The organism is Rhizobium freirei PRF 81 (assembly GCF_000359745.1).
In the GTDB taxonomy this organism is placed as follows: Bacteria; Pseudomonadota; Alphaproteobacteria; order Rhizobiales; family Rhizobiaceae; genus Rhizobium; species Rhizobium freirei.
In genome coordinates, this window is sequence record NZ_AQHN01000020.1 from 11,366 (window position 1) to 36,965 (window position 25,600).

General features: G+C 57.5%; 22 protein-coding genes and 2 pseudogenes. 10 read left to right on the forward strand and 14 right to left on the reverse strand.

Annotated features, from left to right (window positions below; translation table 11 throughout):
- The 7 genes from RHSP_RS07170 to RHSP_RS07200 form a co-directional block, all read right to left on the reverse strand.
- Window positions 1–2,766: a DNA methyltransferase gene (locus tag RHSP_RS07170; protein ID WP_037150242.1), complete on the reverse strand. Its 2,766-nt coding sequence runs from the start codon at window positions 2,764–2,766 to the stop codon at window positions 1–3.
- A 17-nt stretch (window positions 2,767–2,783) separates the two neighbouring features.
- Window positions 2,784–4,673, reverse strand: coding sequence for an ATP-binding protein (locus tag RHSP_RS07175; RefSeq protein ID WP_004111591.1), 1,890 nt, complete (start codon window positions 4,671–4,673; stop codon window positions 2,784–2,786).
- Window positions 4,663–6,528, reverse strand: coding sequence for an RNA-binding domain-containing protein (locus RHSP_RS07180; RefSeq protein ID WP_004111592.1), 1,866 nt, complete (start codon window positions 6,526–6,528; stop codon window positions 4,663–4,665). The genes RHSP_RS07175 and RHSP_RS07180 overlap by 11 nt, the downstream gene beginning before the upstream one ends.
- Before the next feature lie 4 nt (window positions 6,529–6,532).
- A complete protein-coding gene (locus RHSP_RS07185; protein ID WP_004111595.1) occupies window positions 6,533–10,273 on the reverse strand; it encodes a DUF6079 family protein in 3,741 nt (1,246 codons plus the stop codon).
- Between the two features lie 21 nt (window positions 10,274–10,294).
- On the reverse strand, window positions 10,295–10,789 hold the full coding sequence (gene brxF / locus RHSP_RS07190; protein WP_004111596.1) for a BREX-3 system P-loop-containing protein BrxF: 495 nt from the start codon (window positions 10,787–10,789) through the stop codon (window positions 10,295–10,297).
- Window positions 10,786–11,004: a helix-turn-helix domain-containing protein gene (locus RHSP_RS07195; RefSeq protein WP_004111604.1), complete on the reverse strand. Its 219-nt coding sequence runs from the start codon at window positions 11,002–11,004 to the stop codon at window positions 10,786–10,788. Before RHSP_RS07195 ends, brxF begins: the two co-directional genes overlap by 4 nt.
- Before the next feature lie 103 nt (window positions 11,005–11,107).
- Window positions 11,108–12,247: an RHE_PE00001 family protein gene (locus tag RHSP_RS07200; protein WP_004111606.1), complete on the reverse strand. Its 1,140-nt coding sequence runs from the start codon at window positions 12,245–12,247 to the stop codon at window positions 11,108–11,110.
- Window positions 12,248–12,435: 188 nt separating this feature from the next.
- On the opposite strand from RHSP_RS07200, the gene RHSP_RS07205 reads away from it, so the two are divergent.
- The 6 genes from RHSP_RS07205 (at window position 12,436) to RHSP_RS07230 (ending at window position 15,542) form a co-directional block, all read left to right on the forward strand.
- Window positions 12,436–12,726 (forward strand): type II toxin-antitoxin system Phd/YefM family antitoxin, encoded by a 291-nt coding sequence (locus RHSP_RS07205; protein WP_037150270.1) that lies wholly within the window; start codon window positions 12,436–12,438, stop codon window positions 12,724–12,726.
- Entirely contained in the window at window positions 12,723–13,100 is a 378-nt protein-coding gene (locus RHSP_RS07210) for a type II toxin-antitoxin system VapC family toxin (RefSeq protein WP_004111621.1), read from the forward strand. The genes RHSP_RS07205 and RHSP_RS07210 overlap by 4 nt, the downstream gene beginning before the upstream one ends.
- Window positions 13,101–13,112: 12 nt before the next feature.
- The gene (locus RHSP_RS07215; RefSeq protein ID WP_004111624.1) at window positions 13,113–13,361 is read left to right on the forward strand and encodes a hypothetical protein; all 249 of its coding nucleotides are present in this window, start codon (window positions 13,113–13,115) and stop codon (window positions 13,359–13,361) included.
- 54 nt (window positions 13,362–13,415) lie between these two features.
- A complete protein-coding gene (locus RHSP_RS34525; RefSeq protein WP_037150247.1) occupies window positions 13,416–13,700 on the forward strand; it encodes a DUF7673 family protein in 285 nt (94 codons plus the stop codon).
- Window positions 13,693–14,874, forward strand: a complete 1,182-nt coding sequence (locus tag RHSP_RS07225) for a site-specific integrase (RefSeq protein WP_037150250.1) — start codon at window positions 13,693–13,695, stop codon at window positions 14,872–14,874. Before RHSP_RS34525 ends, RHSP_RS07225 begins: the two co-directional genes overlap by 8 nt.
- Window positions 14,875–15,128: 254 nt before the next feature.
- On the forward strand, window positions 15,129–15,542 hold the full coding sequence (locus RHSP_RS07230) for a hypothetical protein (RefSeq protein WP_004111639.1): 414 nt from the start codon (window positions 15,129–15,131) through the stop codon (window positions 15,540–15,542).
- Between the two features lie 237 nt (window positions 15,543–15,779).
- Here RHSP_RS07230 and RHSP_RS07235 read toward each other — a convergent pair whose 3' ends face one another.
- Window positions 15,780–16,688, reverse strand: coding sequence for an SDR family NAD(P)-dependent oxidoreductase (locus RHSP_RS07235; RefSeq protein ID WP_004111640.1), 909 nt, complete (start codon window positions 16,686–16,688; stop codon window positions 15,780–15,782).
- 170 nt (window positions 16,689–16,858) lie between these two features.
- Here RHSP_RS07235 and RHSP_RS07240 point away from each other — a divergent pair, with 170 nt between their 5' ends.
- The 3 genes and pseudogenes from RHSP_RS07240 to RHSP_RS35455 all read left to right on the forward strand — a co-directional run.
- Entirely contained in the window at window positions 16,859–17,398 is a 540-nt protein-coding gene (locus RHSP_RS07240; protein ID WP_004111641.1) for a TetR/AcrR family transcriptional regulator, read from the forward strand.
- A gap of 544 nt (window positions 17,399–17,942) precedes the next feature.
- Window positions 17,943–19,022 (forward strand): nucleotidyltransferase family protein, encoded by a 1,080-nt coding sequence (locus tag RHSP_RS07245; protein WP_037150253.1) that lies wholly within the window; start codon window positions 17,943–17,945, stop codon window positions 19,020–19,022.
- 75 nt (window positions 19,023–19,097) lie between these two features.
- Window positions 19,098–19,577 (forward strand): annotated as a pseudogene (locus tag RHSP_RS35455) (tyrosine-type recombinase/integrase); the annotation flags it as partial.
- Between the two features lie 51 nt (window positions 19,578–19,628).
- Here the strand turns inward: RHSP_RS35455 and RHSP_RS07260 are convergent.
- The 6 genes and pseudogenes from RHSP_RS07260 to RHSP_RS07290 form a co-directional block, all read right to left on the reverse strand.
- A complete protein-coding gene (locus RHSP_RS07260) occupies window positions 19,629–19,907 on the reverse strand; it encodes a hypothetical protein (protein ID WP_004111647.1) in 279 nt (92 codons plus the stop codon).
- A 506-nt stretch (window positions 19,908–20,413) separates the two neighbouring features.
- Window positions 20,414–20,863 carry a hypothetical protein gene (locus RHSP_RS07265; protein ID WP_004111649.1) on the reverse strand — a complete coding sequence of 150 codons (450 nt, stop codon included), beginning with the start codon at window positions 20,861–20,863 and terminating at the stop codon, window positions 20,414–20,416.
- A 463-nt stretch (window positions 20,864–21,326) separates the two neighbouring features.
- Window positions 21,327–21,602 carry a hypothetical protein gene (locus tag RHSP_RS07270; RefSeq protein WP_037150263.1) on the reverse strand — a complete coding sequence of 92 codons (276 nt, stop codon included), beginning with the start codon at window positions 21,600–21,602 and terminating at the stop codon, window positions 21,327–21,329.
- A 388-nt stretch (window positions 21,603–21,990) separates the two neighbouring features.
- Window positions 21,991–22,792 (reverse strand): annotated as a pseudogene (locus RHSP_RS35460) (OB-fold nucleic acid binding domain-containing protein); the annotation flags it as partial.
- Window positions 22,793–22,908: 116 nt separating this feature from the next.
- On the reverse strand, window positions 22,909–24,183 hold the full coding sequence (locus RHSP_RS07285) for an ATP-binding protein (RefSeq protein WP_051074053.1): 1,275 nt from the start codon (window positions 24,181–24,183) through the stop codon (window positions 22,909–22,911).
- A gap of 50 nt (window positions 24,184–24,233) precedes the next feature.
- Window positions 24,234–24,890: a response regulator gene (locus RHSP_RS07290; protein ID WP_004111660.1), complete on the reverse strand. Its 657-nt coding sequence runs from the start codon at window positions 24,888–24,890 to the stop codon at window positions 24,234–24,236.
- A 134-nt stretch (window positions 24,891–25,024) separates the two neighbouring features.
- Here RHSP_RS07290 and RHSP_RS07295 point away from each other — a divergent pair, with 134 nt between their 5' ends.
- Window positions 25,025–25,597, forward strand: a complete 573-nt coding sequence (locus RHSP_RS07295) for a hypothetical protein (protein ID WP_004111682.1) — start codon at window positions 25,025–25,027, stop codon at window positions 25,595–25,597.
- Window positions 25,598–25,600: the final 3 nt, after the last annotated feature.

Below are 25,600 nucleotides of genomic sequence, written 5' to 3' on the forward strand. Positions count from 1 at the left end.
TTACGCCCCATCTTCGCTGCGCGTCAGTGCCATATCGTAGAGGGTGAGCAGACGCTCATCCTCTTGCAGGGTTTCTTCCGGCAGCTTGTTGGCGATAGCGAGGATGGTCGCGTAGTCCTTGGCCGCCCACGCCGCGTTAAAGCCGGCTCGCAGCACTTCCAGCCGCGATTCTTTGATCTTGCGGCCGGTAAACGTCTTGTAGGTTTCGAACTCCTTGAGCAGCGCCTTTTCGCGCTTCTTCTCCAGATCCTGTGCCTTGTTCGGATCTGGCACATACCAACGGTCTTGCGCGCGGGCGTTGAGACGCGGATCAGTTTTTTCCAGACCACGCAAATCGTGGTAGTTGGTCGAGAGATAGCGGTGAATCTGGCTCGGTACCTCGCCTGTGCCATCGTAGCGCAGGAAGTTAGCTTCCAGCAGCGCCGACAGTTCCGGCCGCGTCTCGTGCTTTTTCCAGCCCGCGCCCAGTTGCCTGATGAACTCCGGATGGATGTCCTGATAGGTGGACGGTCGCGCCTTCAGGAAGTCCGCCACCCAGTCGATGGCGCTGCGCTCGTCGGAAACGAATAGTTCCATCTGTGGCGCCTGCGCGGTCTGCGCGCGCTTCTTGTCGTATTCTGTCACTTGCTCGGGCAGGAAGACCATGCCGTCGCGTTCGGGGAAACGGCTGCGCAGGCCGGAGAGGAACTCGTCGCTGGACAACGGCACGGGCGCGTCATGGCGCACGAACCAGGCCACCAGCCGGTCGTAGATCCGGCGCGGATCGCGCTCTACGATGAATTCCAGCTCACCGTCCTTCACCTTGATGACGGAAAGATTACGCAGGTGGGTCTGCACGAAGTCCCAGGCTGACTCCACCGTCGCGCCGCTCTTCTTGAAGCGGTCTTCCAACCCGCCATTGGGCTTGTAGGCGGAAATGACCAGATCCTGCTTCACAGCGGTTGTGGACGTCACTTGCCGGTAGCTGCCCTGCACCTTGTCCAGCGCCGTCACCTCAGCCACGACGAAGCCCGCCTGCTGCAAGGCGACTTGAATGGCGTTCCATACCGCCGCCTTGCTGTTGGAAAATACCACCGTTATCCAGTGCCCCGGTTTGAGCACACGCTGATATTCCGCGAAGCAGCGTTGCATCAGGTGTTGATATTCGGGCAGCGCCTTGTGCTTGAACTTGTCGATGATGGCTTCCGGCTTGGCGTCGGTGACAACGCCATGCCAGGATTCAATAAAAAAGTTCAGATCGGCATAGTATATATTTTCGCCGAATGGCGGGTCGGTAAATATGTAGTCAACCGAGTTATCAGGAAGAGGCAAATTTGTTGCCGATTCCGTGGAGATCAATGAATGCTCAGTTTTCTGTCCGGATGTCCTGAGCGCCGAAACTATTCTTGCGATCTTGTTTTCATAGGCAGTGAATGGTGATGCCTCGGATACGAGCGATGGTATATAGTAGACGCCATTGAGAGGGTTGTACGGGAAAGAGACCTCTGGGCGGTATCGATTAAGAATCGAAAGATTAACAAGGTGGCTCTCCAGCAAAAACTTGAGTGATGATCTAATGCCGACGTCAGTGTAATTTTCGGCCTTCGACCATAGCGCGCCGATGATTTGCGCGGCACGCGGCAGGTAAAAGTGATGGACATGAGTGAAGCCTTTAGGGGCAATTCGTGAGCCGTGATACATTTCCTCGATAGGGAAGCGGCTCGTCGGCACGGAGGCGGGTAGAGGCAGGGTCTCGATCTTTGCCAGCGTGGCTAGGTCGGCCGCGTCGGGTTCCTTCTCGTAGCGCGTTTTGCCGACCGAATAGGAGATGATCGACGGCTGAAACTTCACCCGCTGCCAAGACTGGCCAGTAGCCAGATCGACGCGCGTCTCCAACACTCGCTCCAGCCTGTCCTTGTTCAGTTCCGCGCCGCAATGCGGGCATGGGAACACGTCACGCACGCGCTTGCCTTTTTCTTCCGCCGCCTCGTCGAGGAAGTTCACGGTGCCCGCGCACTCAGGGCAACTGAACACCTCACTCCACACCGTGTACTCAATGCGGCCCTTGGTCTTGCCGTCGCTGTGCAGCGTTTCGTACATCCAGCCGATGTCCTGCTTCACGGCCTCGAGCAGTTGTTTGCTCGCCTTGGCGAAGGCATCGACATTGAAGGGGATGTTGTAGTTTGCGCCAATGAAGGTGGCTGCCGGCGACAGGTCGTTGAGTACCGCGCGACGCGCACCCCATTTGGGTGCTGTGCGTCCTTCCTTTTTCCAGGACAGCTCCAGCTCGTGCCGGTAGCTGGACGGCGCTGTGCCGCACCATTGTGCGGCCACCCCAGTCATCCCCGAGCCGGAGAAGCCGTCCAGTATCACATCGCCCGGTTGGGTGTAATGCAGAATCGACGGCACAATGGCCAGATGCGGCACCTTGGTGTGGTAGCTGTGTGCCTTGTAGAGGGCGTCGGTCTTGCCCACACTCACGTCGATTGCCAGCGGCTCACGGCTGTATTTCACTGCGGGGTCGTAGGGTTTGCCGTAATGAGTTACGAACTCCGCCAGCCAGGGGTTCGGGCAGGCGGTGTAATAGGGCGGATCGGACATTGCGAGAATGGCCGCGTCCGATCCTTTCGGAAAGCCATCCTGCTTGCGGAACGCCGGGTCTTCCAGCTTCTCGGCCAGCAGCCTCAGGAAATGCTCCCGCCGCGCGTCATCGCTGGCGAAAGTCTGGCCAAGGCATTCGACGGGGCCGCTTTTCCCACTGCGATGGTTGTCCAATAGATCGTTCATATTAGTCTGTCTTTTCTTTATTCGGCACCAGGCGATTTGCTGCCGTCGTGTTCATCGGCATATTTTTTCATGCCTTCCCGCAAGATTTCCAAGAAGGTATGATTTCTGCTTTCAGCATCAGCTACGACTGCATCAAACGAGACCACGAAGGTCGGCGTCGGGACAACGCGACCATCAGGATGCGGCGTCTCAAACTCCTGATAGTAAACCCTTCCTTTTGAGAAAAATGGCGTCCACTTCAGTTGTCTTAAGCGAAATGCCATTGTATCGTTGACGCTCATAATCGCATAATACCAGACACGCTGAATGTTTTGGCAATGCGCGACAAGCTTTCCCGCGCGATCAAGAAGTTGATTTACTGCGTATGAATTGTCTTTTTCGTCATCCGACTTCTTTTTAATCTCAACCACAACGACATCGACAGGTGTGGTATCGTTTGGGTCTGCCGAAAAGATCATCGTAATATCTGGCCTGCCGGTATCGCCCACGCTTTCATCATCCAGGCGAATGGCATTGATGACGGCATCCATGCTCTTCTCGCTCAGGATGGTCCTGAAAACCATGAACTTGTCGTCGAGCAACCAGGCATTGTTCTGATAAATCTCAGACGGCATGGAGCTTTGCGAATACTCCTTGAATCTCGGAACAATCAGATTGTGTATTTCGGTTTCAGCATTGCCGCCCGTCATCTCTTTCATTCGTCTTATGATTTTGTCCCTATACAGAATATATTCTGTCAGCGTTCGCGAGGACATTTCCAACGATTTTTCGTATGAGGCGTCGCTCAATTTTTCGGATTGAAGTATTGCTTTCTGCTCTTTGAAAAATCGCTGTTGCGCAATCGACAGGGCATCATCCCGGTCGATTATGCCAACGGTGTCGTCCTCAAAAAAACCGAGCAAATGAGGGAATTGCTCTTCAAATTTTTCCTTGGTTTCTTCATTCCGCTCGGTGATCTGCGGGATATTTTCCGCCAAAACCCTACCCAGTTCGCGACGCAGAACGCGAAAGAGATGAGCCTCGGGCGTTCCTTCGGGCAGAACAAGCCGTTGCCGGGAACTGTCCGCATTCGAGTGAAAAAGTTCGGACTCGAAAAGAAAGACGCAGAGATAGCCCGGCGGAAACGACGAAGGAGGGATCAGGTTTGCCGGTATCGTTCGGCCGTCGATGCTGAAGGCGACGAGCGAACTGCCTTTCCCCGATACGGGTGCAATGTGATAGTGCATATCAATGGTCGAGATGGCATCCAGTGTATCGTCCTGGATGGTGATCGTGGTCATTGCCGGCAAATCATCGGCCGTTATTGTTACTTCGTTCGGAAAGAACTCTTTCTGCGCGTTGCTTTCATTGGTTTTCAAGGCGATCGAAATCTTGAATGCTTTGCCATCGCGTTTGCGCGCATCCAGAGTCGGTAGAAACTGTTCAATCAAGAGCGGCTTGATGGCATCCGGTTTCAGATCGTCGTAGGACTTGACGCGCGTTCCGGTAAAGCCAGTGAAGGTGAGCGCTGTTTTGGCGTCTTGGGCTTGTTCAATATTTTGGCGCGGCGCGTTGCCATCAAAGCCTTCTTTGAAGGTAAACGTCCTCTGCCATCTGTCCCACTTACTGACAACTTCAACGCGATTGAAATAATTGAGAAAAACCAAGCGACCAATTCCCTTGTGGAATTTGTCCCTGGGCTTCAGCAGGGTTTTGAAGCGATCAAAATTTTCGTCTGTGAAGCCATCACCGTTGTCCGAAACGGTAATCGTCAAAGTGTCTGGCTTGTCGAAAGCTTGGACGTCGATATCGATCGACACGTCGGTCGCGCCCGCGTCCAGCGCGTTGGCCAGCGCTTCAAAATAGACGAGGGTCAACGACGGGTTGGGGAAAAACAGCCTGATAGCCCCAGAGGTTTCAATATCCATTTTCTTCGTCCGGAGTGGCTACGGTCTGATCGTGCAGCAGCTTGAGTTGGATGCCTGTATCGGTGAGGACATAGCGTTGCTGCGACGAGCGCGGCTTGTCGGGGATGGTCGGGCGCAGTACACCGCCAGTCAGCAGAGGCTCAAGATGTGCGGCTACAAAGTGCGGACGCTGGCGGTAGCCGGCATGGGCCATCAGTTCAGCCAGCGAGCGCGGAACTTCGGCGTAGCCGACGATACGCCATTGCACCTCCGTCAACCGATCAAGTGACCGATCAAGTCCGGCCTGATTTGATGCGACTTGTTCGGTCACTTGATCGGTGGCGCCCGTCTTCACCGCTTCAGTGCTGACTGATTGACTTTCGGCGGCATTTTCAGCCGCCTCAGTAGCAAAGCGGGCGCGGAGGTGGGGCACCAAACGCCATGTGTGGGCCGCTTCGCCCAAAGCTTCCGTTAGAACTTGCACGGTCAGGTGCTGCGCCAGATCCATCGCCTGCGCGCCGGTCAGCCCAGTCAGCGCCTTGATGTCGGCAAGATCGACTTGGCCGTCGCGCAAAAGGAATGCGAACACCGCCGCTTCATGCTCGGACAAGTGCGCGCCCAGGCTGGCCTGCGCCAGAAGCTGAGCCTCGGTGATGAGCTTTTCTTTGCGCAGCCGCAAGCGAAAAGTCTTTTCGGCCCTGTTGTTCTCGATCTCTGGCGGCAAGTACCCAAGCTTGCGCCAGCCATCAAAAATGGCACGCACGCCGGTGCCACCCTGATCGGACAGACCGATGCGGCGGAAGGCGTTGACGATGCTGGGGTTGCGAACCTCCTTGTCGCCCGGATCGAGAAGCTGCTCACGCGAGGCAAAGGCATCGCCGGGATTGAAGAACTCTGTCTGGTCACGGAAAAAGCGGATCACCGGAACGCGAGTGGTATCGCCGAAGTCCTGATGGATCAGCAGATTGATGGCGGCTTCGCGGAAAGAGATGTAGTCGGGTGGATCGTCGTCACGCCGCAGGGTCGTCGCGTCCACGGCGAAGGGGCGCTCGCTGTGACGATAGTAGAACTCGACGATGGCTTGCCAGGCCTTGATGAGATTGTCCTCGACGGAGAGACGATCGGCCCAGCGCACGGTGGAGTCATAGTCGGGGCTGGCATTGCGATAGAGCTGCACGTCGGTGACCATACGCGGCAGCACCTGCCGAACATATTCACCGCTTCCCAGTACGAGAATGGCGGCGCGGGTGGGACGTAGTACACCGCCTTGCTCGACCAGAAAACCCCAGTTCCGGAGGAATGTCGTATCATCAGCAGCCGTGTCTTTGCCGGGGTTGCTGGCGGCAAAACGCGCACGATACCAACGCACAGAGGCTTCATCGAAACAACGGCCAATATCCACATCCAGCGTCTCGGCATCGTAACGGATGTTCGATGCGTCGCGGATGTAGCGCAGTAGCTCGTCGCCCGTGCAGGTATCATCACGCCCCCCGCGGCGGATGTAGGCTTTCTTGGGATTCCCATCGATATAGACAGGCTTCTGCTGCCGTGAGGCTTCGGGGATGTAGAACGCCAGCACAATGCCCTCCGGCAAGTCGTGCTTTTTCGGCTCAACAGGTAGGAGAACGCTGACCTTGTTGGTATCGCGCACCTGGCCGAGGAAGGTGTTCTGCATCTGATCGGCGTCGGTCACGCCGGTGACGGTAAATGTGCCATTGGTCTGCTTGACGCCGAACACCAGATGCCCACCATCCGTGTTGGCGAAGGCGCTAACAGTCGAAAGTGCGTCCTTGGGCACAGCCCAAGTCGCTTCTTTAAATTCGATGTCGTTCCATTCGATGGATTGGAGCGCGGCGAGCAGGTCGTCTCTGGTCATGGCATCACTCGATCACGAACCGGAGCTTGGTGGCGTCCTTGCCCTTGCCACGCTCACTGATGAGCGCGTCAAATCTTTTGCGGAGTTCATCTGGCGTTGCAGGCGAGCCGCCTTGCAATAACGCTTGGCGCAGTTCGTCGGCCTTGACGGTAATCTTCTCCAATCCGGACAGGGCTTCCTGCACGGCGTTGGCAAACTCGACGGTGACAGGCTCCGGCAATTTGCGCGAGGTGAGGAAGGCGTCGATTAGCGCCTTCGACGCGGCCGGCAATAGGCCGAGGCTATCCTGTGTGAAGGGATCTTCCAGATTCTCCAATAGAGTCTGCTGCCAGTTGGCCTGCAACTGATCCAGATCGTCGTCTAGCTTGCTCAGGCGATTGGCGGCGGGCAGTAGTTCCAGTTGCTCGGCGGACGGTCGGAACTGGCAGTGGGGGCATACCGGCGTTCGGAGCAGGGTCGGCTCGTCCAATGCGGAGCAGCTTTTCAGGCCGTTGAGCGCCTCCTCAAAGGCAGTAAGTTGGCTTGTGGGCATCAGGGAGACGCCGGCCAGCACGCGCAACGACAACAAACGATCGTCTCGACGTAGAGCGTTTCGAGTCTTCTCTTCGGCGACACCAAGCCGCGCCTTGCTGTGGCTGGCAATATAGGCGGCGATATAATCCCTCTTTAGCCGGGCGAGGGTCTGGCGGCCTTCACTGAGTGCGCTGACGGCCTGTTCCGCCGTGCGGTCTTCAGCCAGTTTCTCGAACAGAGCTTTGCGCGCTGTCTCGGCCTGCTTCACCCAGTCGTGGCCAGGCTGCAAGATCATCTCCGCCTGCGACAAGTAGGACGCGGTGCTCCCCAATTCGCCAACCAGATCCAATAAGCGCTCAACACCGATGAGAACGTCCAGATTCTTCTTCTGGCTGTCGATGTCTTCCTGCGTGACACGCAGGTTTTTGAGCTTGCCGACGGTGTTGTATGGCGACAGTGCCTCGGTGAACTTCTTGAGCGAGTCGAGCCGGGCATACCAATCCTTGGTCTCTTCTTCGCGCAGCAGGTTCTGACCCCAGAAGCCAAGTTTTCCCTGCTGGAGATCGGAGCCAGCCTTGAGCACACGCGGCACTAATGCGCTGATCTTTTCCTGCAAAGCGACGACAGGTTCGGTGTCGCCCTGGCTGGCCTTTTGCGCCAGACCCGACGGCAGGTCGAGCAACTCGAACAACGCGCGCAGCACTGCGAGATTGATTTCCCTGGGAGCCTCGATGTGCTTGAATTGCTTGAGTTCGTCGAGCGAGCGTTCAGCCAGCAAAGCGAGCTTGCCCGAGTCGATCTTGTCGCCAGTGATCGAGAGCACGATGTCGCCGGAATAGACCAGGACACCCAACACAACGACCAGCAGATCGGGCTCGAGCCGGTGTTTGGCCGGGGAGAAGTACTCAACGTCGGTTGCGCCGGTGATGAGTTCGTTGCGGTTGAGCACTTGCCCATGACCCTTGGCCTTGAGGCGATTCAACACTTCTTGAGCGTAGCGAGAACCGGCGGGGTCGATGCGTTCGCCATCAAGCACTTGGAGCGCATCCAGCACGGCGGTGGCATCCTTCGTGCGAGCACCGCCCGCCAGCGCGCGCAGTGTGGCGCTGATGAGGGACTTACGGTTTGCCTCGGTGACGAGCACCGGAAATTTGGGATACTCGGGCGCTATGTCGGCGAAATGCTGGGATAAGACCAGGCCCGAGACGATGTTCACGATGTCGCGAAAGTTTATCCTTTCCTCCGGCCCCAATCGCGCGCGGTCGCGTAGCGACACGCCCTTAGCCCAGTCTTGCAACGTCTTGGCTTTACCCTGGTAGGTGACCTCAAACGCGGTCAACTGCTTTTCTTGCAGCCACTTGCTCATGGCGCGCAGCGCATCTTGCGCCTTGGACTGATAGACGGCCTTCGCGCCGCCGCTGGCGGTGGATGCTAGATCCAGCGAGGCAGCATATTGGGACAGATGGCGCCTGTAGTCCTCATCCGGCGATTTCAACCGGAAAAACACTTCGTCCGGCTGCTGCGAGTCGGTGAAGCGCGGTTTGTCGAAAGGCTGGATGAAGTAGATGTAGAAGTCGCGCTCGGGCTGCGCGGTGGGGCGATCGTTTGGCGCTCCGAAGAACAGATAGCCTAAGCGCTCGACGCGACGCTCCTGCCACTCGATCTGATATTGCCAGATTTGGAAACCTGGATAACGGAGATCGTCGCTGCATTCCATCAGTGCCTTGACGGCGCTATAATAGGCCCGGTCGAGGGCGTCGTCGGACAGGGCTTCGGCACGCTTTTCGATCTGGGCGTCGTAGTCGATGTCCTTTTTCAGATCGAGGTAGTATTGCTCTGTGTCGGCGGCCTTGGAAATGAACTGGCCGTTGACGGTCTTCAGCACCTCACGCATCACGGTCTGAACCATCGATAGCAGGTTCTCGGCGGGCTCGCCTGGCATGTCTCCGACGCCGGGCTGGAACAGGCACAGGGAGTCGCGTAGCTCCGCGGCGGTTGGGCCGATCGGAACGTGAATGTCGCCGCCAGTGGTCAGGCGGTGCACAGCCAGACCACTAATGACGCGCAGCGCCATCGGCTTGTAGGCTGGCCGCGTAAATGCCTGCTGGATGCGAGATTCCAGCACTTCGGAAACGCGCAGCACCTCTTTGATGTTGGGATCGGCACGCAACACCTGATTGCTCTTGACCGTGTTCCAGAAGCTCTCATAGGCGATCAGTTGTGGCCTGTCGGTGGGCACGTCCTGATCGAGAATGGCTTGCATCGCTGCTTCGATGGTCTTGAGCGCACCGCGCTTTTCGGTGAATTGAATTTGCTCGAAGGTCTTGAGGTAATCCGGGTGGACCGGGAACAGCCGGACATATTCGTCCATGCGCTCGTTCATAGACCCATAGAATTTGGCGAAGGGCTTTAGGTATTCGCGGATTTTGTTTTGCTGGTCGGCTGACTTCTTGAGCAGGCGCGCGGAAACCACGAAGCTCACGTCCTGACGGTCGATCAGGATTTGCGTGAATCGTTCGTTGACGCGGCGGATGCTGTCGGCAACATGCTGGAAGCGGCCGCTATCGAAAATGGCTTCCTGCACGCCCGCGACGAAGCGGAATTTCAGATGCTTGGCGACCTCACCGATCTGACGCAGGATGGCTAAGTCGAGCACCAGCTCGTGATCACGGCGCGATTGCAGGTATTCGAGGAACTCGTCCACCACGAGCAGAAGTCCCTGGTTCGGGAACTTCTCGCCGAACGCGGCCATCATCTCCTCGAAGGAGTCCTTGTTGTTCAGTTCCTGGTCGGCGCTCGGGAAGGTGAAATCGACGCCGAGCTTCTTGAGGAAGCGTTCGATCTGCTGAGTGATAATCTGGCGCAACGGCATTTCAAGGCCACCGACTTCAATGCGCAGCACCTTAAAGCGCCCCGCGATGGGCGCGACCGCATCCATCACTTTGGGATGTCGGATCATCGACGCGTAGGCTGCGTCTTCGGCCACCAATGATAGGACCGACATCAGGTGCGATTTACCGGTGCCGTAGTTGCCGACGATGAGCACGCCCTTATGATCGACAGATTCGTCGAGGCCGAGCTGCGGCACCATCAGCTTGGCGATCCGTTCGGCCATGTCATCGGAGATGACAAAGGTCGAAACGAGCTTCTTGGCTTCGTTGGGACGGTCTGCGTCTAACAGTTGAACCACCGACTCGATCTGCTCGAACTGAATTAGATCTTTGTACTTCATATTCTTGACCTTACAGTCCCCTTATTGCCGTTGCGCCGTTTCAAAGACGACGACGCCGTCGCGGCTGTAGTCGCGGTGCTCCGGATGTCCCATACCGGCGTAAGTCAGCCGGTCGTTGCGTACTTCACCTGGCCAAACCGCGATGACCCGACGTGAGTGTGCCAGCAATTTGATGACGTTGAGTGGATTGACCTTCAGGCTCGGCTCAAAGAGCACTTCGAGGTTGTCGAGCAACAGCGGAGCGTCATTGCCCACGCCATCGGTAATTTCGCGGAGCAGTTCGTTCGTCGAGAAACCGCGATCTGAGACGGGCGTGACCGCCAAGCGGCGTCCCAGCGTCGCGCCGACATTGAGAGCCTCACCGTTCAACCGTTGCGCCAAAGCGCGCAGAAGGCGCGTTTTGCCGCTACCGGCGAGCATGATCAGCTTGCTCTGGAGGGCATTGATTTCTTCAGTGAGCCGTTCAAGCGCAGGGAGGTCGGCGACGTCAGACGGAAATGCGAACTCATGGGTCATGCCTTCCCCTCGTCTGGCTTTGGTTTTCCTTCTTGCATGCCAATGCGAGCGGCTATCCACCGATCCAGTTCGGCGCGGTGGAAGCGCCAGGTGCCACCCAGTTTGAAGGCCGGAATCTGCCCATTTGCCGCAAGGCGGTAGACCGTACGTCGTCCTGCCTTCAAATAAACGGCGACCTCTTCGATTGTCAGGATTTCATCGGACTGTTCGATCATATGGTGGTCGCAACGATAGTGGTTCAGTTGAACTCTTTTGGCATGAATTGGCAACAATCGGCAAGCTGGCAGCTCTCGGAATTACGCAAGCGTTCGCACCGTGTTATACGATCCCCCACGCCCGAAACCTCCCCCTCCCCGTCATCTCCCTTAGACCCAGCTCCGTCACGATCCGCCTCGCCGCTTGCGGCGTCACATCGAGCGTCTTGGCCACCATCCCGGCCGACACCAATGGCTTCGCCATCACCAGCTCGACGAGTTTCGGCAGTTTTGACGATGTCCGCCGCCCTTCGAGCTTCCGCTCCATGAGCGTACGCGCCAAAACCAGCCGGTCATGTTCTTTCATGCCGATCTCGGCGGTCGCCAAAAGACCTTGGGCGATGGCGAGTAGCCGGGTTTCGCGGTCGCGATTGCGCCGCCGATCGACGGGGATGGTTTTCAGGCCGATATTGATGGCGGCGAGATGGGCGCTGGTGGTGATGCCTGCGTCCCGAAGGATCGCGGCGGCAAACAGCCGGCCGAGCCAGGGCGCGTGCTGCAGCACGGACAGTTCATTCCAGGCATCGAGGGCGATGATCGCCCGAAACACCGCCGGCAGGTTTTCGGACTGGCGCAGCACGCCGCGCCATTCGTCGAGCCGGGCATCCTCGTCCCAGTCGAGATCATAGATCATTGGGTCCTTCTTGGCCGCGGCGCGGCCTCCGGCCCCGCCAGGCCGTGTTGCGTTCTCGATCGCGGCCGACGATCGGGCCAGCGTTGCATCAATGGCAGCGAGGTCGACCCCGGGGAGTTTTTCTATGTCATCGACACCCTGCCCCTCCCCTTCCCGCCCGATAGGGACCGCGGGGCGAATGGCGCCGGCAGTCCGTGCCTCGTCTGCGCCGGGCGACGTGAATTCCGACGTCTGGCGGAGCGTCCGCAAACCTTCGGCAGACAACGCCCAGTCTGCCGACTGGCCGGCGATGCGCCGACGGGTGCGCAACACGTCGCGGGCGATGGTCAGCTCATGGGTCGGGGTGCGGATGTCGCGGGTGGCGTCGTGGAGGACGAGGTCTTCGAGATGGACGAGTTCGCCGTCGATCCACAGCGAGGCGCAGGCGTCGGCGAAGTTCTGGCGCTCGAGAAAACCGGCGCCGACCGGCGAGCGGGCAATACGCTCGTCGAGACGGGTCAGAGCGATGCCGGCATCGAAAGCCGGCCGCATCAAGTCACTCATGCTGATTTTCAAAAGATCGTAAGCCATTGATTTTATGGTAAACGATTTGCTAAACGAATGCTATCTCGAAGTTATTATTCCTCACTCCTGATGATGCCCTAGGCCACGCCTAACCATCGATAATATTCATGTATCGATAGTGATGAGTACAACGATCTTGTACGATCAAAAAAGCCGTGATAGGCTGCGCTCTCCGGAAGCGGCAGAGGATGGTCATGCCCCAGATCAGCTATAAGATCAGCGAGGCCCGTAAGAACTTCGCCGAGGTCCTCGAGCGCGCCAATCACGGCGAGGAAATTATTATCATGCGCGGCAATGAAGTCTATGCCCGCATCGGCCCCGCAGACGGCGGCAAACGACCGTTTGGCCTGCTGCGCCAGCGCAATCTGCCTGATGATCTGTTCGATGATGTCGATTCCAAGCAGGCGGCCATCGATGCCGGCGACTTCAACGACGATACAGGCATCTGGCAGGGCGGGCCTGAGGCCGGCGACAAGCCGGCATGAAGATCCTGCTCGACAGCCATGCCGTCTACTGGTGGACAATCGGCAGCGACCGGCTTTCGGCGGCTGCGCGATCGCTGATCGAGGACAAGGCCAACACCATCCTCGTCAGCGCCGTGTCCTTTTACGAGCTCGACAACAAGATGCGGCTGAAGAAACTCGATCTCAAGCCGCAGGAACTGCGCGCCGCCGTCACCGCCAGTGGCCTGCAGACGCTGGCCATCAACGATGTGCACGCCGAGTTGGCGGCCGCCTTCGATTGGGAGCATCGCGATCCGTGGGACCGCATCCTCGCCGCCCAGGCCCGGCTCGAGCATTGCACCTTTGTCTCGACGGATGTGGTATTCGATGCCGTGTTGCACGAGCGGGTTTGGTGAAAGGCGTCCGCAATGAAGATTTTCGTTGAAATCGCCGAGGCCGCGGAGCGGCTAGAAGAAATGCTCGAACTTGCCGTGCGTCATGATGAGATCCTGATCTGCCGCGAGGGGTGGCCCGTGGCGGCTCTGACGCCGATTGTCGCCGGGAAAGGGACGATGAACGAATTTCTGCGGCTGGCTGCCGAGGGGCGTGCCAATGTCCCCTCTGATGCAACCTCGAACCACGGCGATCTCTATGACGAACACGGCCTGCCGAAATGAGTGTCGTCGATCGCCGCGCTCAGGAACCCGACATGATCAAGGGAGTGGATGTTTATGGATGATCGTGTGAGATTTGCGCTCGAGAAATTGCTGAACGTCGCCCATGAGGACACCGGCCAGGGACGGCGGGTGGCGAATTTCCTGCTCGCCTGGTGGAACACCGACGTGCATGGCGGTTTCGATCTCACCGATCTTGCCAATGTCGATCCCCACGTTGGCGAGGATATGGCGATCATTTTCACCTATCTCGCCCGCGAGGAGGATGTCGTCTACCCCTACGACTACCGCGGCGAAATCGAAAAGATCATCGAATGCTGGCGGCCGCAACATCATGATTGAGCGGAGGCGGCACAAAAAAACTGTCGCCATCGATGACAGTATCCTTGTTCGCGCCGAAGAACTCGACGCGCTCGACGCCATCCTGCCCTTGGCCCGGCGCGATCAGCTGGCAACATTGCTGACCGACGATGACGTCGAGACGCTCAAACATCTGGCAAACCAGGGCATGGGCGCCAACACGCTCAGGGCGCTTGCTTCCGACCTTGGCTATCTCGAGGCCTGGTGCGAGCTTTCGATAGGCACTCCCCTGCCCTGGCCGGCGCCCGAGGCGCTGCTGCTGAAATTCGTTGCCCACCATCTCTGGGATCCGGTCGCGCGCACCGAAAATCCGGACCACGGTATACCAGCAGAGGTCGAGATGGGATTGCGCCGACAGGGCCTGCTACGCGTCGATGGCCCGCATGCACCCGACACGGTGCGCCGGCGGCTGACCTCCTGGTCGATCCTGACGCGCTGGCGCGGCCTGACCGGAGCATTTTCGGCGCCGTCCTTAAAATCCGCTCTCCGGCTCGCCGTAAGTGCAAGCGCACGTCCGAGACAGCGCAAGAGCAAAAGGGCGATCACTGGCGATATCCTGACAAAGTTGCTGGCCACCTGTGCCGGCGATCGGCTCGTTGATCTCCGCGATCGCGCTCTGCTGCTCACCGCCTTTGCCTCCGGCGGCCGCCGACGCTCCGAAGTCGCCGGCCTCCGGGTCGAGGATCTGGTCGACGAGGAGCCGGTACATACCGATCCGAAAAATGCCGCCTCCCCGCTTCTCCCCTGCTTGACCATCCATCTTGGCCGCACCAAAACCACGACGGCCGAGGACCGGGCGCATGCCGTTTTGATCGGCCGACCCGTCGCTGCGTTGAAGCAATGGCTGGCGGCGGCCAAGATCGATACCGGACCGGTGTTCCGGCGTATCGACCAATGGGGCAATATCGACCTGCTGGCTTTGACGCCGCAATCGGTCAATCTGATCCTGAAGGCCCGGTGTAAACAGGCGGGGCTCAATCCCGAGGCATTTTCGGCGCATGGGCTGCGCTCCGGCTATTTGACGGAAGCCGCCAACCGCGGCATCCCCCTGCCGGAGGCGATGCAGCAATCCCTGCATAAATCGATCACGCAGGCCGCCAGCTACTACAACAATGCCGAGCGGAAGAATGGGCGCGCCGCGCGGTTAGTTGTGTAACAGCCGTTGGCGACATCGACGATGATCGGGCCTGCGTGTGATACCGCCATCCACTGGGCAGAAGTGGCGCCGAAGCGAGAAAAGCCTGTCTGCAAAGCCTTCCGATCCCTTCGGAAGGTAATGTCGAATGGGCATCACGACTATTTTTGGTTCACTGTATAATAATGCCAAGAATGATGGCTGCGACTGCGAGATCCTAATTTTGGATTCATGGTACCAGCCTAAGAAGATCGCGCCAATCGGGAGTACTCATAATGAAAAATATCACCAAGACCTTACGCGCAATCGCCTTTTCGGCAGTCCTCGTATCAACTTCAACGGCTTGGGCATCGGGCTTCGAAAACATCATCATCTCGAACACCAAGGATGCCGACGAGACGCAGACGACACTTCCGGCAAACAGTGCTGCCATTTATCTGTCGACGGACGTCGGAGATGACGTTGACTCAGGTTCAAAAATCACGGTTTCGTGGGTCGCTGTCGATACCAACGGTGTAGCGCCGGCAAACTATAAGATAGACGAAGCCAGCTTTGATATCGGTTCCCTGGAAAACCATGTCGACGCCTCTCTTGGCAAACCGAATGCAGGTTTTCCCGTCGGCAAATACCAGGCCGTCCTGTCCGTGGACGGCAAAGTTCTGAAGACCGTCGACTTTTCCATCAAATAGGCTTGCCTGGACACTCAGCCCAACAAGTGGGCTGGCAACTATCAATCGCTGCAGGTCTCAGGAAGCTCGTCGACCGGGACAGCTGAAAGACTCTATTTCTCGAAATATCTCCCCCCGTCAGGGTAAGACCGCTGTAGAGCCCTGTATGGCAAAAGGAACCGACTGACGGTCGCCCCTCCGAGCTGGTTTAGTTCTTACCCGTGGGTGGATGGGAAAGGGCTTTTCATACGGAATTCCTCAAAGATCGTAGTGGACGCCCGTAATGTGTTCCAGGTCATCAAACAGCGCCCGCGCTGCAGCCGGATCATCGGCATAAGGTGCGGTCGTCGTTTCCTTGGGATTGCCGCGCAACTCGAATATCTTGCTCGGGCCGTAATAGCCGCCTGGGCGAGCATTCGGGAGCGTGGCTGCCATGAGGGTAGGCCAAGCGCCATGCTCTGCGTCTTGCAACAAGGGATAGGTAAGGAGACCCGCAACCTTCGTGCTGAAGGTCGTCGCGGCGAAAAGGTTCGTGCGCGCTCCGCCAGGATGGGCGATCGTGGACAGCAGACGGTTGCCCGCGCGGTTCTGCAGCTCACGCGCAAACAGCACGTTTGCGAGCTTGGTCTTGGCATAGATCTGCATCGGGACGTAGTTGGCCTTGTTTTCAAAATCGGTGATAGGCCCGGGTTTGAACATCTTGTGCGTGTTCGACGCCACCGTGACCACACGCGGACGCAGTGCCTGCAGCAGCGCCGGCAGAAGCAAGGCGGTTAGGCGATACGGCCCAAACACATTGGTGGCGAACTGCAGCTCGTGGCCGTCGACGCTGACCTTCCGCTTAGGCAAGCCCATCACACCAGCATTGTTGATCAAAGTGTCGAGCGGGTGGCCGTCTGCAAGCCAGGTGTCGGCAAACGCCGTAACAGACGCGGGATCAGAAAGGTTTAATACGCCGGTGCGAACATCCGCGTTCGGTAGGATTGCGCCGATACGGCGGGCAGCATCTTCACCCTTCGCTGCACTACGAGAGGCGATCGTCACCTGGGCACCGGCACGCGCCAGTTCGAGGGCCGTATACCAGCCGATACCGCTGTTTCCGCCCGTAACAATAATTCGCTTGCCTGCCTGCGAGGGGACTTCCGCAGGCGTCCATTTTGAGGTCATCGCTGATTGCCTTCATTGCGTTGAGAGCTGAACGACAACGTGTCATGGTCGGTCAATAAACACTTTGACGTTTTTCATACTTAATGTCACTATAACTGTGTCCGTTGATTGGCGCAAGGCTCCGTGCGCAGCTTTGTTGACAAAAAACACGAATTTCGTCACGATGAGCTATGGTACCGAAAATCACCCCAGAAGAAGCGGCCCAGCGCCGTGCCAACATTCTGTTAGTGGCACGCTGGTGCTTTCTCAATTTCGGCTATGCGAAAACGTCGCTTGATGACATTGCGAAGCGTGCCAACATCTCGCGAACGCTGCTCTATAAAACCTTCACTGACAAGCAAGACATCTACATTGCTGTGTTCCGGCACTGGCTAGTGTCCAGGCATCCTGCCGCGCGCCAGGCGGTGCAGGCCGAGGGCACGACCCAGGAGCGCCTGTTCGCAGTGTGCCGCATTATGATCATCGAGCCGTGGGCCGATATGATCGGTGCACCAATGGCGGGAGAGTTTTACGACGTCTGCGAACGCCTGGATCCCGAAATCGACGCGCTCCATCGCAGCGTCGCCTTAGAAAGCTTCGAGGAGCTGATAGGTGAGAAGGCGGAGGCCGAAGTCTTCCTTTTAGCGCTGGATGGGCAGATCGGTGACGAGCCGGATGTGCCTAAGCTCGAGGCGCGGATCAGGTTGCTCATCCAGCGCTTTTGTAGCTGATCAGCTTCGCACGGATACCCCGGTGTTAGCGCTTTCCGGCCGACCAAGAAGATTCCGGAGAACTTGGAACACTAAAAGCGGTGTCAATGCATTGAAATGGTTTCCGCTCGATAAAGCCAATCGACACGCTAAAATCGGGGCAAATCACAGCGCCAGAGCGAACTATGCCGAAGCCAAAAGCCCTCCCGGTACCTTCCTGGCTCGAGCTTGTTGGCACGTAACGCACAAGTGCCCAATCTCTCGGGCTTTTGAGGGCAAATTTGTATTCTTCCTTCCGACTGAGGGTTCAGCGCTTCTCAACAAAACCGCAGCCGTAAAGCCGTCGATTTTACGCGGGTCGACCCCATTATAATGTTTCCGCTGGAACATTATAATGGGCAGCCATTGACATCGAACAAAGACATTATAACGTTTTTGCAAAAACATTATAATGCTCATTGCCATGCGTGCGGACATTCTCTGAAAGTAGGCCTTCACCTACGAGAGGGCGATAGCCGAGCCAACGGCACAACAGGTCACACAGCTACTGAAGGGAGAAATGCCGATGATCAAAGAGATCGATCTGATCTATAGAACGATGTTCGCTGAGTTGGCGCAGCGCTCGCTTGATGCGCAGTTCCATGCAGACTTCCCCTTGGAGGGGCGTTTCGTCACGGTTCCCGTCAAGGGCCGCGACTACTGGTATTTCGACCTCCCGACTCCAAACGGCGACAAGCGACGCTATGTCGGCCCACACAGCGACGAAGAGATCACGGCGCGGGTGAACACCCACAAACAGATCAAGGACAACATCAAGGAACGCCGGCGCATGGTCAGCTCCTTGCGTCGTGCTGGTCTTCCCGGTCCAGACCCGTTCGCTGGAGACATCACCAAGGCCCTTGCGGACGCCGGCTTGTTCCGACTGCGGGCCGTCCTGATCGGGTCTGTGGCATTCGGCACCTATGCGGGTCTTCTAGGTGTTCGGCTGCCCTCGTCGGCAATGCAGACAGGTGATGCCGATTTCGCGCAGGATTTTGCAATCTCGGCCGAAGTTGGGGATAGCCTGCCACCCGTGCTGGAAGTCCTACAGTCGGTTGATCCCGGCTTCCGAGCAATCCCGCACCAATCGGACCAGGCAAAGGTCGTCGCGTTCGTGAACGTCAAGGGCTATCGGGTAGAGTTTCTCACGAGCAACCGGGGATCGGACGAGTATACGGGCAAACCATCACCCATGCCCGCCCTCGGAGGAGCGTCCGCAGAAAACCTCCGGTTCTTGGATTACCTGATCTACGAACCTGTCCGCACCGTGCTTCTCCATCGTGAAGGCGTAAGCGTGCTTGTGCCGGCTCCCGAGAGGTATGCCGTCCATAAACTCATCGTGGCCTCCAGACGGCTCACAGACGCGCTCGGACGTGCGAAGGCGGACAAGGATCGATCTCAGGCGTCCTTGCTCTTTGAAGCCCTCGTGGAGACGCGCCAAGGCGACGTTTTGGCCGATGCCTATGAAGAGGCGTGCGCGAGAGGACCATCATGGCAAGACGGGATCGCCAGCAGCCTTTCAAGGCTGCCTGATAGCGGAAGAAAGGCACTCGCGAAGGCTCTCGGCGTGCGGATTGAAGATTTGGGCAACGGCGTCCCGTTATGATTAGAACACGTTTATAGGCGATCGATTATCTTTATCTTCCACATTTGGAAATGTGCCGCGTTCAAGGCGCCGCCGGTCAAGGATCTTGTCGGCGAGGAGCCGGTGCATGCCGATCCGAGAAATTCGGCCTCCCCTCTCCTGCCCTGCCTGACCATCCATCTCGGCAGCACCAAGACGACGACGGCCGAGGACGGGGCGCATGCCGTTCTGATCGGCCGGCCGGTCACCGCGTTGAAGCAATGGCTGGCGGAGCCAGGATCGCCACCGGACCGATCTTCCGCCTCATCGACCAACGGGGCAACATCGACCGGCGGGCGTTGACGCCGCAGTCGGTCAATCTGATCCTTAAGAGCCGGTGCAAACGGGCGGGCCTCGATCCGCAGGCGTTTTCGGCGCATGGGCTACGGTCCGGCTATCTGACCGACGCACGCCAACCGCGGCGTTCCTCTGCAGGAGGCTATGCAGCAGTCGTTGCACAAGTCGCTACAACAGGCGGCAAGCTATTATAACGATGCTGAGCGGAAGCAGGGGTATGCGGCGAGACTGATCGTCTAACGCAACTGTAAATTCAGATCTCCAATACGAAACAACGATTCGCAAAGCCGTTCAGCAGTCGCAAACATCGATCTTCGATTGGTTTATTTGTAAACTCTGACCGATAACTGTCTTAACCTTTGCATCCAAGGTTTCGCTGAATTTGGGCATTGCAGAGGTGCTCGATGCTGCTGATAGGAAATTCCGCGTGAATGCTATGAGCCCATCTGGACCGCTCATTGTGGTAAACCCGTTACGGTCACAAGCTGCTAGAAACTCGTCAACCCGCCCCTGATCGATGATCGCTTGAACATGGTAGACGACACCCTTTATTGACATTTCTTTTGTCATTGTGATCTTCCCTCACCTCGGAGTTGGTTAAAGAATTATCGACCTAGGAGCAAATTTAGAACCCGCGAATTGGTTTGATTATCGTCCACGCGCCGCAGTTCTCTCGCAATTGATGCTGCCTGCTCATTGCGTTCCCTGGCTTCCGCCCTGTTACGCTTTTCAGCAATGGTCAATCCATCTTCCAAGGGAAGCTGCATAACGAGGGTTAGCATATGCTCGTCAACGCGCTCAGTCGTTGCCGTCAAGCCTGCGCCGTTCACTGCAGTCCCGTGAGATTGATCATTCAACTCGAGCTTGGCGCCATTTAGGCTGCCCTTAAGTGTAGTTGTAAAATGAAGCGTCCATGTTTCGGTGGGTCTCGGAGGTTTGTCTGCAGAAGAAAGTACCAAATCACTATCTGAATACTGGCCGATAAGGTTGCCGGATTGATTATCGGTTATAAATTCGGCTGCTTTCCTCTTTAATCCTAGCCTTCCGGCAATAGGATAGGCGTAGTTCTCCGGCCTTTAGCCTTTACGAATCGCATTGCATACGCGAATGCGTGCCCGGTCGGTGAACAACTCGCCCAATACATCTTTCTGGGCTGTGTCGTTGGTTGATGCCCGCTTTCCCTCGAAAGAGCCTCCGATCGGATAATTCACCTTGCCGTTTCCGAGAACACTCAGGATATTAATATTAGCGCCAAGATCGTCAGTTTGCGTAATGTTGAATTGGAAGCGGTAGCCGATATAAATTTTCGAGTATGTTTCAACCACAAACGCAAGCTCTGGATCTTTCAGTTTCTTATAGCCAGATTTCAAAAATTCTTCGAAAGCGCGTGCCTCGTAATCTGCTTTAGCTTCATCAGGATCCTGCCCGGCTGGAGGAATGAACTTTGCAAAATGCTCTCGACTAAGGGCTTCGGCAACATCAAGGTTCTTCTTGTCTCGCGTGATCGCCGCGCCGAGCAGATCCACGAATGCATCCCGCATCTCGCAGTGCACGGCCGCCTTGATAAGTGCAGTGTCAAGGTCTGTCGTATCCTTCGCGGAAGGAACTACGGAGCAAGAGCATAGTAAAGCCGCGGCAGATAACGCAGCCGTCCAACGAACGATGGCTCGCAACGGTTTCCCTCTTAAAACGAAAACGTATGATTTTTCATTCATGCATAAGTTGAATTCAATTCATAAGCATTGTCAATTGACTATTAAGTATTTTATTCTTTCTTCTAAAAGAAAAAATCTCGCGCAATCCTTCGAGTTCAAGCGGATTGTCAATAGACTATGTTACTGCTTTCCACCGTCGCTATTACTGTCTCAGCGACGCCTTCTTGAACTACTGCCCAACGGTTGGTTTTCGGGTACCCGGGCAGTTCGAGCAGAATCTGCGAGATCGCGGTTTCTGCATGCCGCAAGACCACATATACCGTCGACCAAGGGATCAATCCGCCGATGCACCAAGATCGATGATCGCTCCTCTCGCCCAGCCTTCGGCGAGGGCCATCAGAACGTCCATTTCCTTTTTCAAGGCGACGGTGCGGATCACCTGCTCGGCATGCTCACTATCCACGCGTACGTGGTAGAATTCGCCGATCTCCGTTCCTGCCGCTTTCCGTGTCCCCTCGAGCGACGACTTCAAGCCCGTCAGCTCCTCCTTGATTGCGAAATAGCGCCGCATGACGGCGATCAAACGCAGGTCGTTCTCTGTGGCATCCATATTAGCGTCTTCCAATGTGCGTGGAACCGCGAAGAATCAGATTTTCGCGATGCTGTCACGCATCCCGGGCGTGCATCGTGATGATTACGCCCGCGCCGAAGACGAAAAAGCCTGCCGCGGGAGGAGGTGCGGCAGGCTTTCGAAAAAACGAACGACAGCTGGGAGGAGGAGTGCTGTCATTCCCACAGACGACCCTGGGAGGAGGATGGGGCGCCTGCATATCGAAGGGACGCGGGAGGAGGTGCATCGCTTCGATGAAAATAATCATACTTATTTCTTGCGCAGTTGATAGGCATTTCTTTGCATGGCAGTCATGTGTTATGCGAAAAGCGAGTAACTCCATCACCCTGGCAGTACCCGCCGCAGTTGTTAAATGAGCGTGCTACGTTCATGGCAATCCCCTTCCCTCAATTATCTGAAATCCCGCGTCTTCACCCTCTGATTGCATCGAGATGCAGATAGGGATCGACATGTCGCGCGGTTGCGGCCCCTTCGGCAGCCCGCGCGGATCGGGCGTTGGGGATCCATGATGAAACTCGTCCCCGCGTCCATGCGGCAGCGGAAAGGTATGGTCGCGGTAGCCGACGCCTCTGAGCTCTCGCGGGAGGTCGGTGAGGCGATGGGCAACGAGATGCACCACCTCCCCTTCCCGCTGGATGCGGCCGTAGACACCGAGCATGCCGGCGCCGAGGACGGCGCGGCGGTATTTTTCGAATGTCTTTACCCAGACGACCAGATTGGCAATTCCGGTATCATCCTCGATGGTGATGAACATGACGCCCTTTGCCGAGCCCGGTCGCTGACGGACAAGAACGAGGCCGGCGGCTTCAAGCCATTTGCCATCGCGCGACTGCATCGCTTCGCGGCAGGTGACGATGCGGCGTTTCGAAAGATCCGCACGCAGGAACGAGCCAGCATTTCAGCCAGGCGGAAGCATAGGCGATGAGGGCGAAGGAAGCGGCATGGCTTTCCGGAAAACCGTAACTTCCGAGCCCTTCGAGCTGCTTGGAGGTCTTCTCGGCGAACTCGGGCTCATAGCCATTCGCCACCATGCCGGCGATCAGCTTCTGGCCGAATTTGCTCACACCGCCGGTGTGTTTGAAGGTTGCCATGGCGCGGCGCAGCTGGTCGGCCTCACCAGGGCTGAAGCCCGCGCATTCGATCGCCGCCCGCATGGCCTGTTCCTGGAAGGGGGCGTTTGCGGAAGGGGGCGGAACCCTACGCTCAGCAAGCAGAGTGCTATTGCGAAGTCCACCCGGCCGGACCCGATACGCGCGACCCCTGTAACGCCTAGGCGGGAACGAAGCTAAGCCCTCAGTAAGATCTTTGGTACAATGAGGCTTGCGACAAGGCCAGGCCCATCCTCGCGCATGGCGAGGGTTAGCCGCGCTCCTTGTCTTTCGGCCGCGGCTTTCGCGATCGCCAGCCCCAAGCCGCTCCCCTCGCTATCCTGAGGCCTTGCCCTGAAGAACCGTTCAAAGACGCGTGGCATCTCTTCCTCCGTAATGCCGGGGCCAGTGTCGCGGATTTCGATTTGTATTTCTTGCCCGGCTACGGCCACCGCTACGTCGACCGTTCCGTACGGTGGCGTGTATCGCACGGCGTTCTCGACCAGATTGTCAAGGATGATCTCGAAATCACTAAGCGAACCGACCGCAGTCGCCTTGTCCTGGCGCGTGATGCCCAGGTCAATCCGGCGGCTCTCCGCGAGTGGAGTGAGGCGCGCGACGGTGTCAACCGCAAGCTGGACGAGGTCGATCGGCTGTGGCGCGGGCGCGGTCTCTTGGGCCTCGTAGCGCGCGAGGCGCAAGAGCTTGCTCACGAGGCTGGTGGCCCTGCCTATTCCGGCTTCGAGCTCGGTCAAACGCTGGGAAAATCGGCCATCCCGGTCGTCGTGCCGAAGGTTGTCGATTTGAATTTGCAGCGCCGAGAGCGGTGTGCGCAATTCATGGGCCGCATCCGAGATGAACCGCCGCTGTCGCTCCAGCAAGGCGCGTAGCCGTGAGAGCAGTAGATTGATCGAACTCACGAAGGGAATGACTTCGGTGGGCACGTCGTCGGTCGGAACAGGGCTGTCCACCGTCGTGTCTCGGGAGGCGACCGCGATGGCCAGGCGATTGAGTCGAGCCATGATCCGATCAACGATCCAGCTAAGTGTCAGCAATGACAACGGGATCAGAACGATGATTGGAAGTGCCGCCTGGAGCGCTGCATTGGCCGCCAGTTCCTGCCGGACGCTCATATCCTGGGAAACCTGAACAGTTCGATCCGACGCGGCTAGCGTGTAGACGCGCCAATTGTCACTGCCGGTCGAAATATCGGCAAACCCGGTCGCCGTTTGGCGCGGAATATTTACGGCTGGATGCGAAAGTCGCAACGGCTTGCCGGCCGCATCCCAGACCTGGATGACGAAGTCGTCCTCGGGATCATGCGGCACATAGCCAACCCGGCCATCTGGCACGGGAGGCGCGTCCCCGACATAGAGCGCGATCTGCCGCAGCTGATTGTCGAGGAAGTCGGATGCTTCCTTCCTGACGAGGAAGGACGATGTTATCGCCGCGCAGACGCCGATGGCCGCCATTAACCCAGCGAGCCATATGAAAGCGGTACGTCGAATCGAAATCTCGCCTTTCACTTGGAAACCATCCAGCCGGCCCCCCGGATGTTGCGTATGATGTCCTTGTCGAACTTACGTCGCACGTAGTGAATGAGTACGTCGATTGCGTTGCTTTCCACCTCCTCGCCCCAGCCATAGAGCCTTTCCTCAAGCTGGGTGCGGGATAGAATTGTTCCGGGGCGTTCCAGTAATGCATGAAGCAGCGCGAATTCGCGCGCCGGCAACACTTCGCTGTACTCGCGATATTTTACCTCATGACTTGATAGATCGAGCTCGATCTCGCTCGTGCAGAGGATTGAAACCGCCTGACCTCCATGTCGGCGCAAGACTGCACGCATGCGCGCGAGCAGTTCTTTCACCTCGAACGGCTTCACCAGATAGTCGTCGGCCCCGAGGTCAAGCCCCGTGACGCGATCGTCGAGTCCGTCACGAGCGGTGATCACCAGGATTGGCCTCTTGTCGCCGGCCGTCCGCAGCGAGCGCAGGATTTCCAGGCCCGAACGGCCAGGCAAGCCTAGGTCGAGCAGTACAAGACCATGCCCGCCAACTGCGACCGCTTCATCCCCGAGTTGCCCGTCACGCACCCAGTCTACCGACATGCCGGCATCGTCGAGGGCTTGCACGAGGGCCTGGCCAAGCATGACATCATCTTCGATCACAAGAATACGCATGCTTCAACGTAACCTAAACGCATCCACCTGCACAGATTTTGGTGCAGGCCGACTGCACAATGGCGGATAATCTAAGACCCTCCTAATTCTGCTGGCGTTACATGCCCTCTCCAGTCCGCAGAGGAGCATTGATCATGCCTGTCCGCTATCGAATAGCCGCCGCATTAGCCGTCCTGTTGTTGATGTCAGCCGGCGCGTTTCCTCCCGCGCTGGCACAGGAAAAGCTCGTTGCGCCTGAGACGAACCCGCCGGGGGACATTCCGGACAATCAGGTCTTCATTACCTACAACTCTCCCGACGGATTTGACCTGAAGGTGCCCCAAGGATGGTCACGTACCGAGATCGATCATGGCGTTCGGTTCTTCGATAAATATGATGAGCTGAATGCGACCGTTGGCACCGCCAGCGCTGCTCCAACGGCTTCCTCAGCCCAGGCCCACGAAATCCCGGACCTCAAGACGGCCGGACACGCCATCAAAGTCACCGCAGCCAAGGATGTAAAGCTCACAGCCGGGCCGGCCGTTCGCATCAGCTATCTGTCGAATTCCGCGCCAAATCCGGTCGCGAACAAGCAGATCAGGCTCGAGCACGAGCGCTTCATCCTGTTCAAGGATGGCAGGACGCTCACACTCGATCTCGCCGCACCGGCCGGTGCAGACAATGTCGACCAGTGGCAGTTGATCTCCAACTCTTTAAAGTGGAGGTGAGTA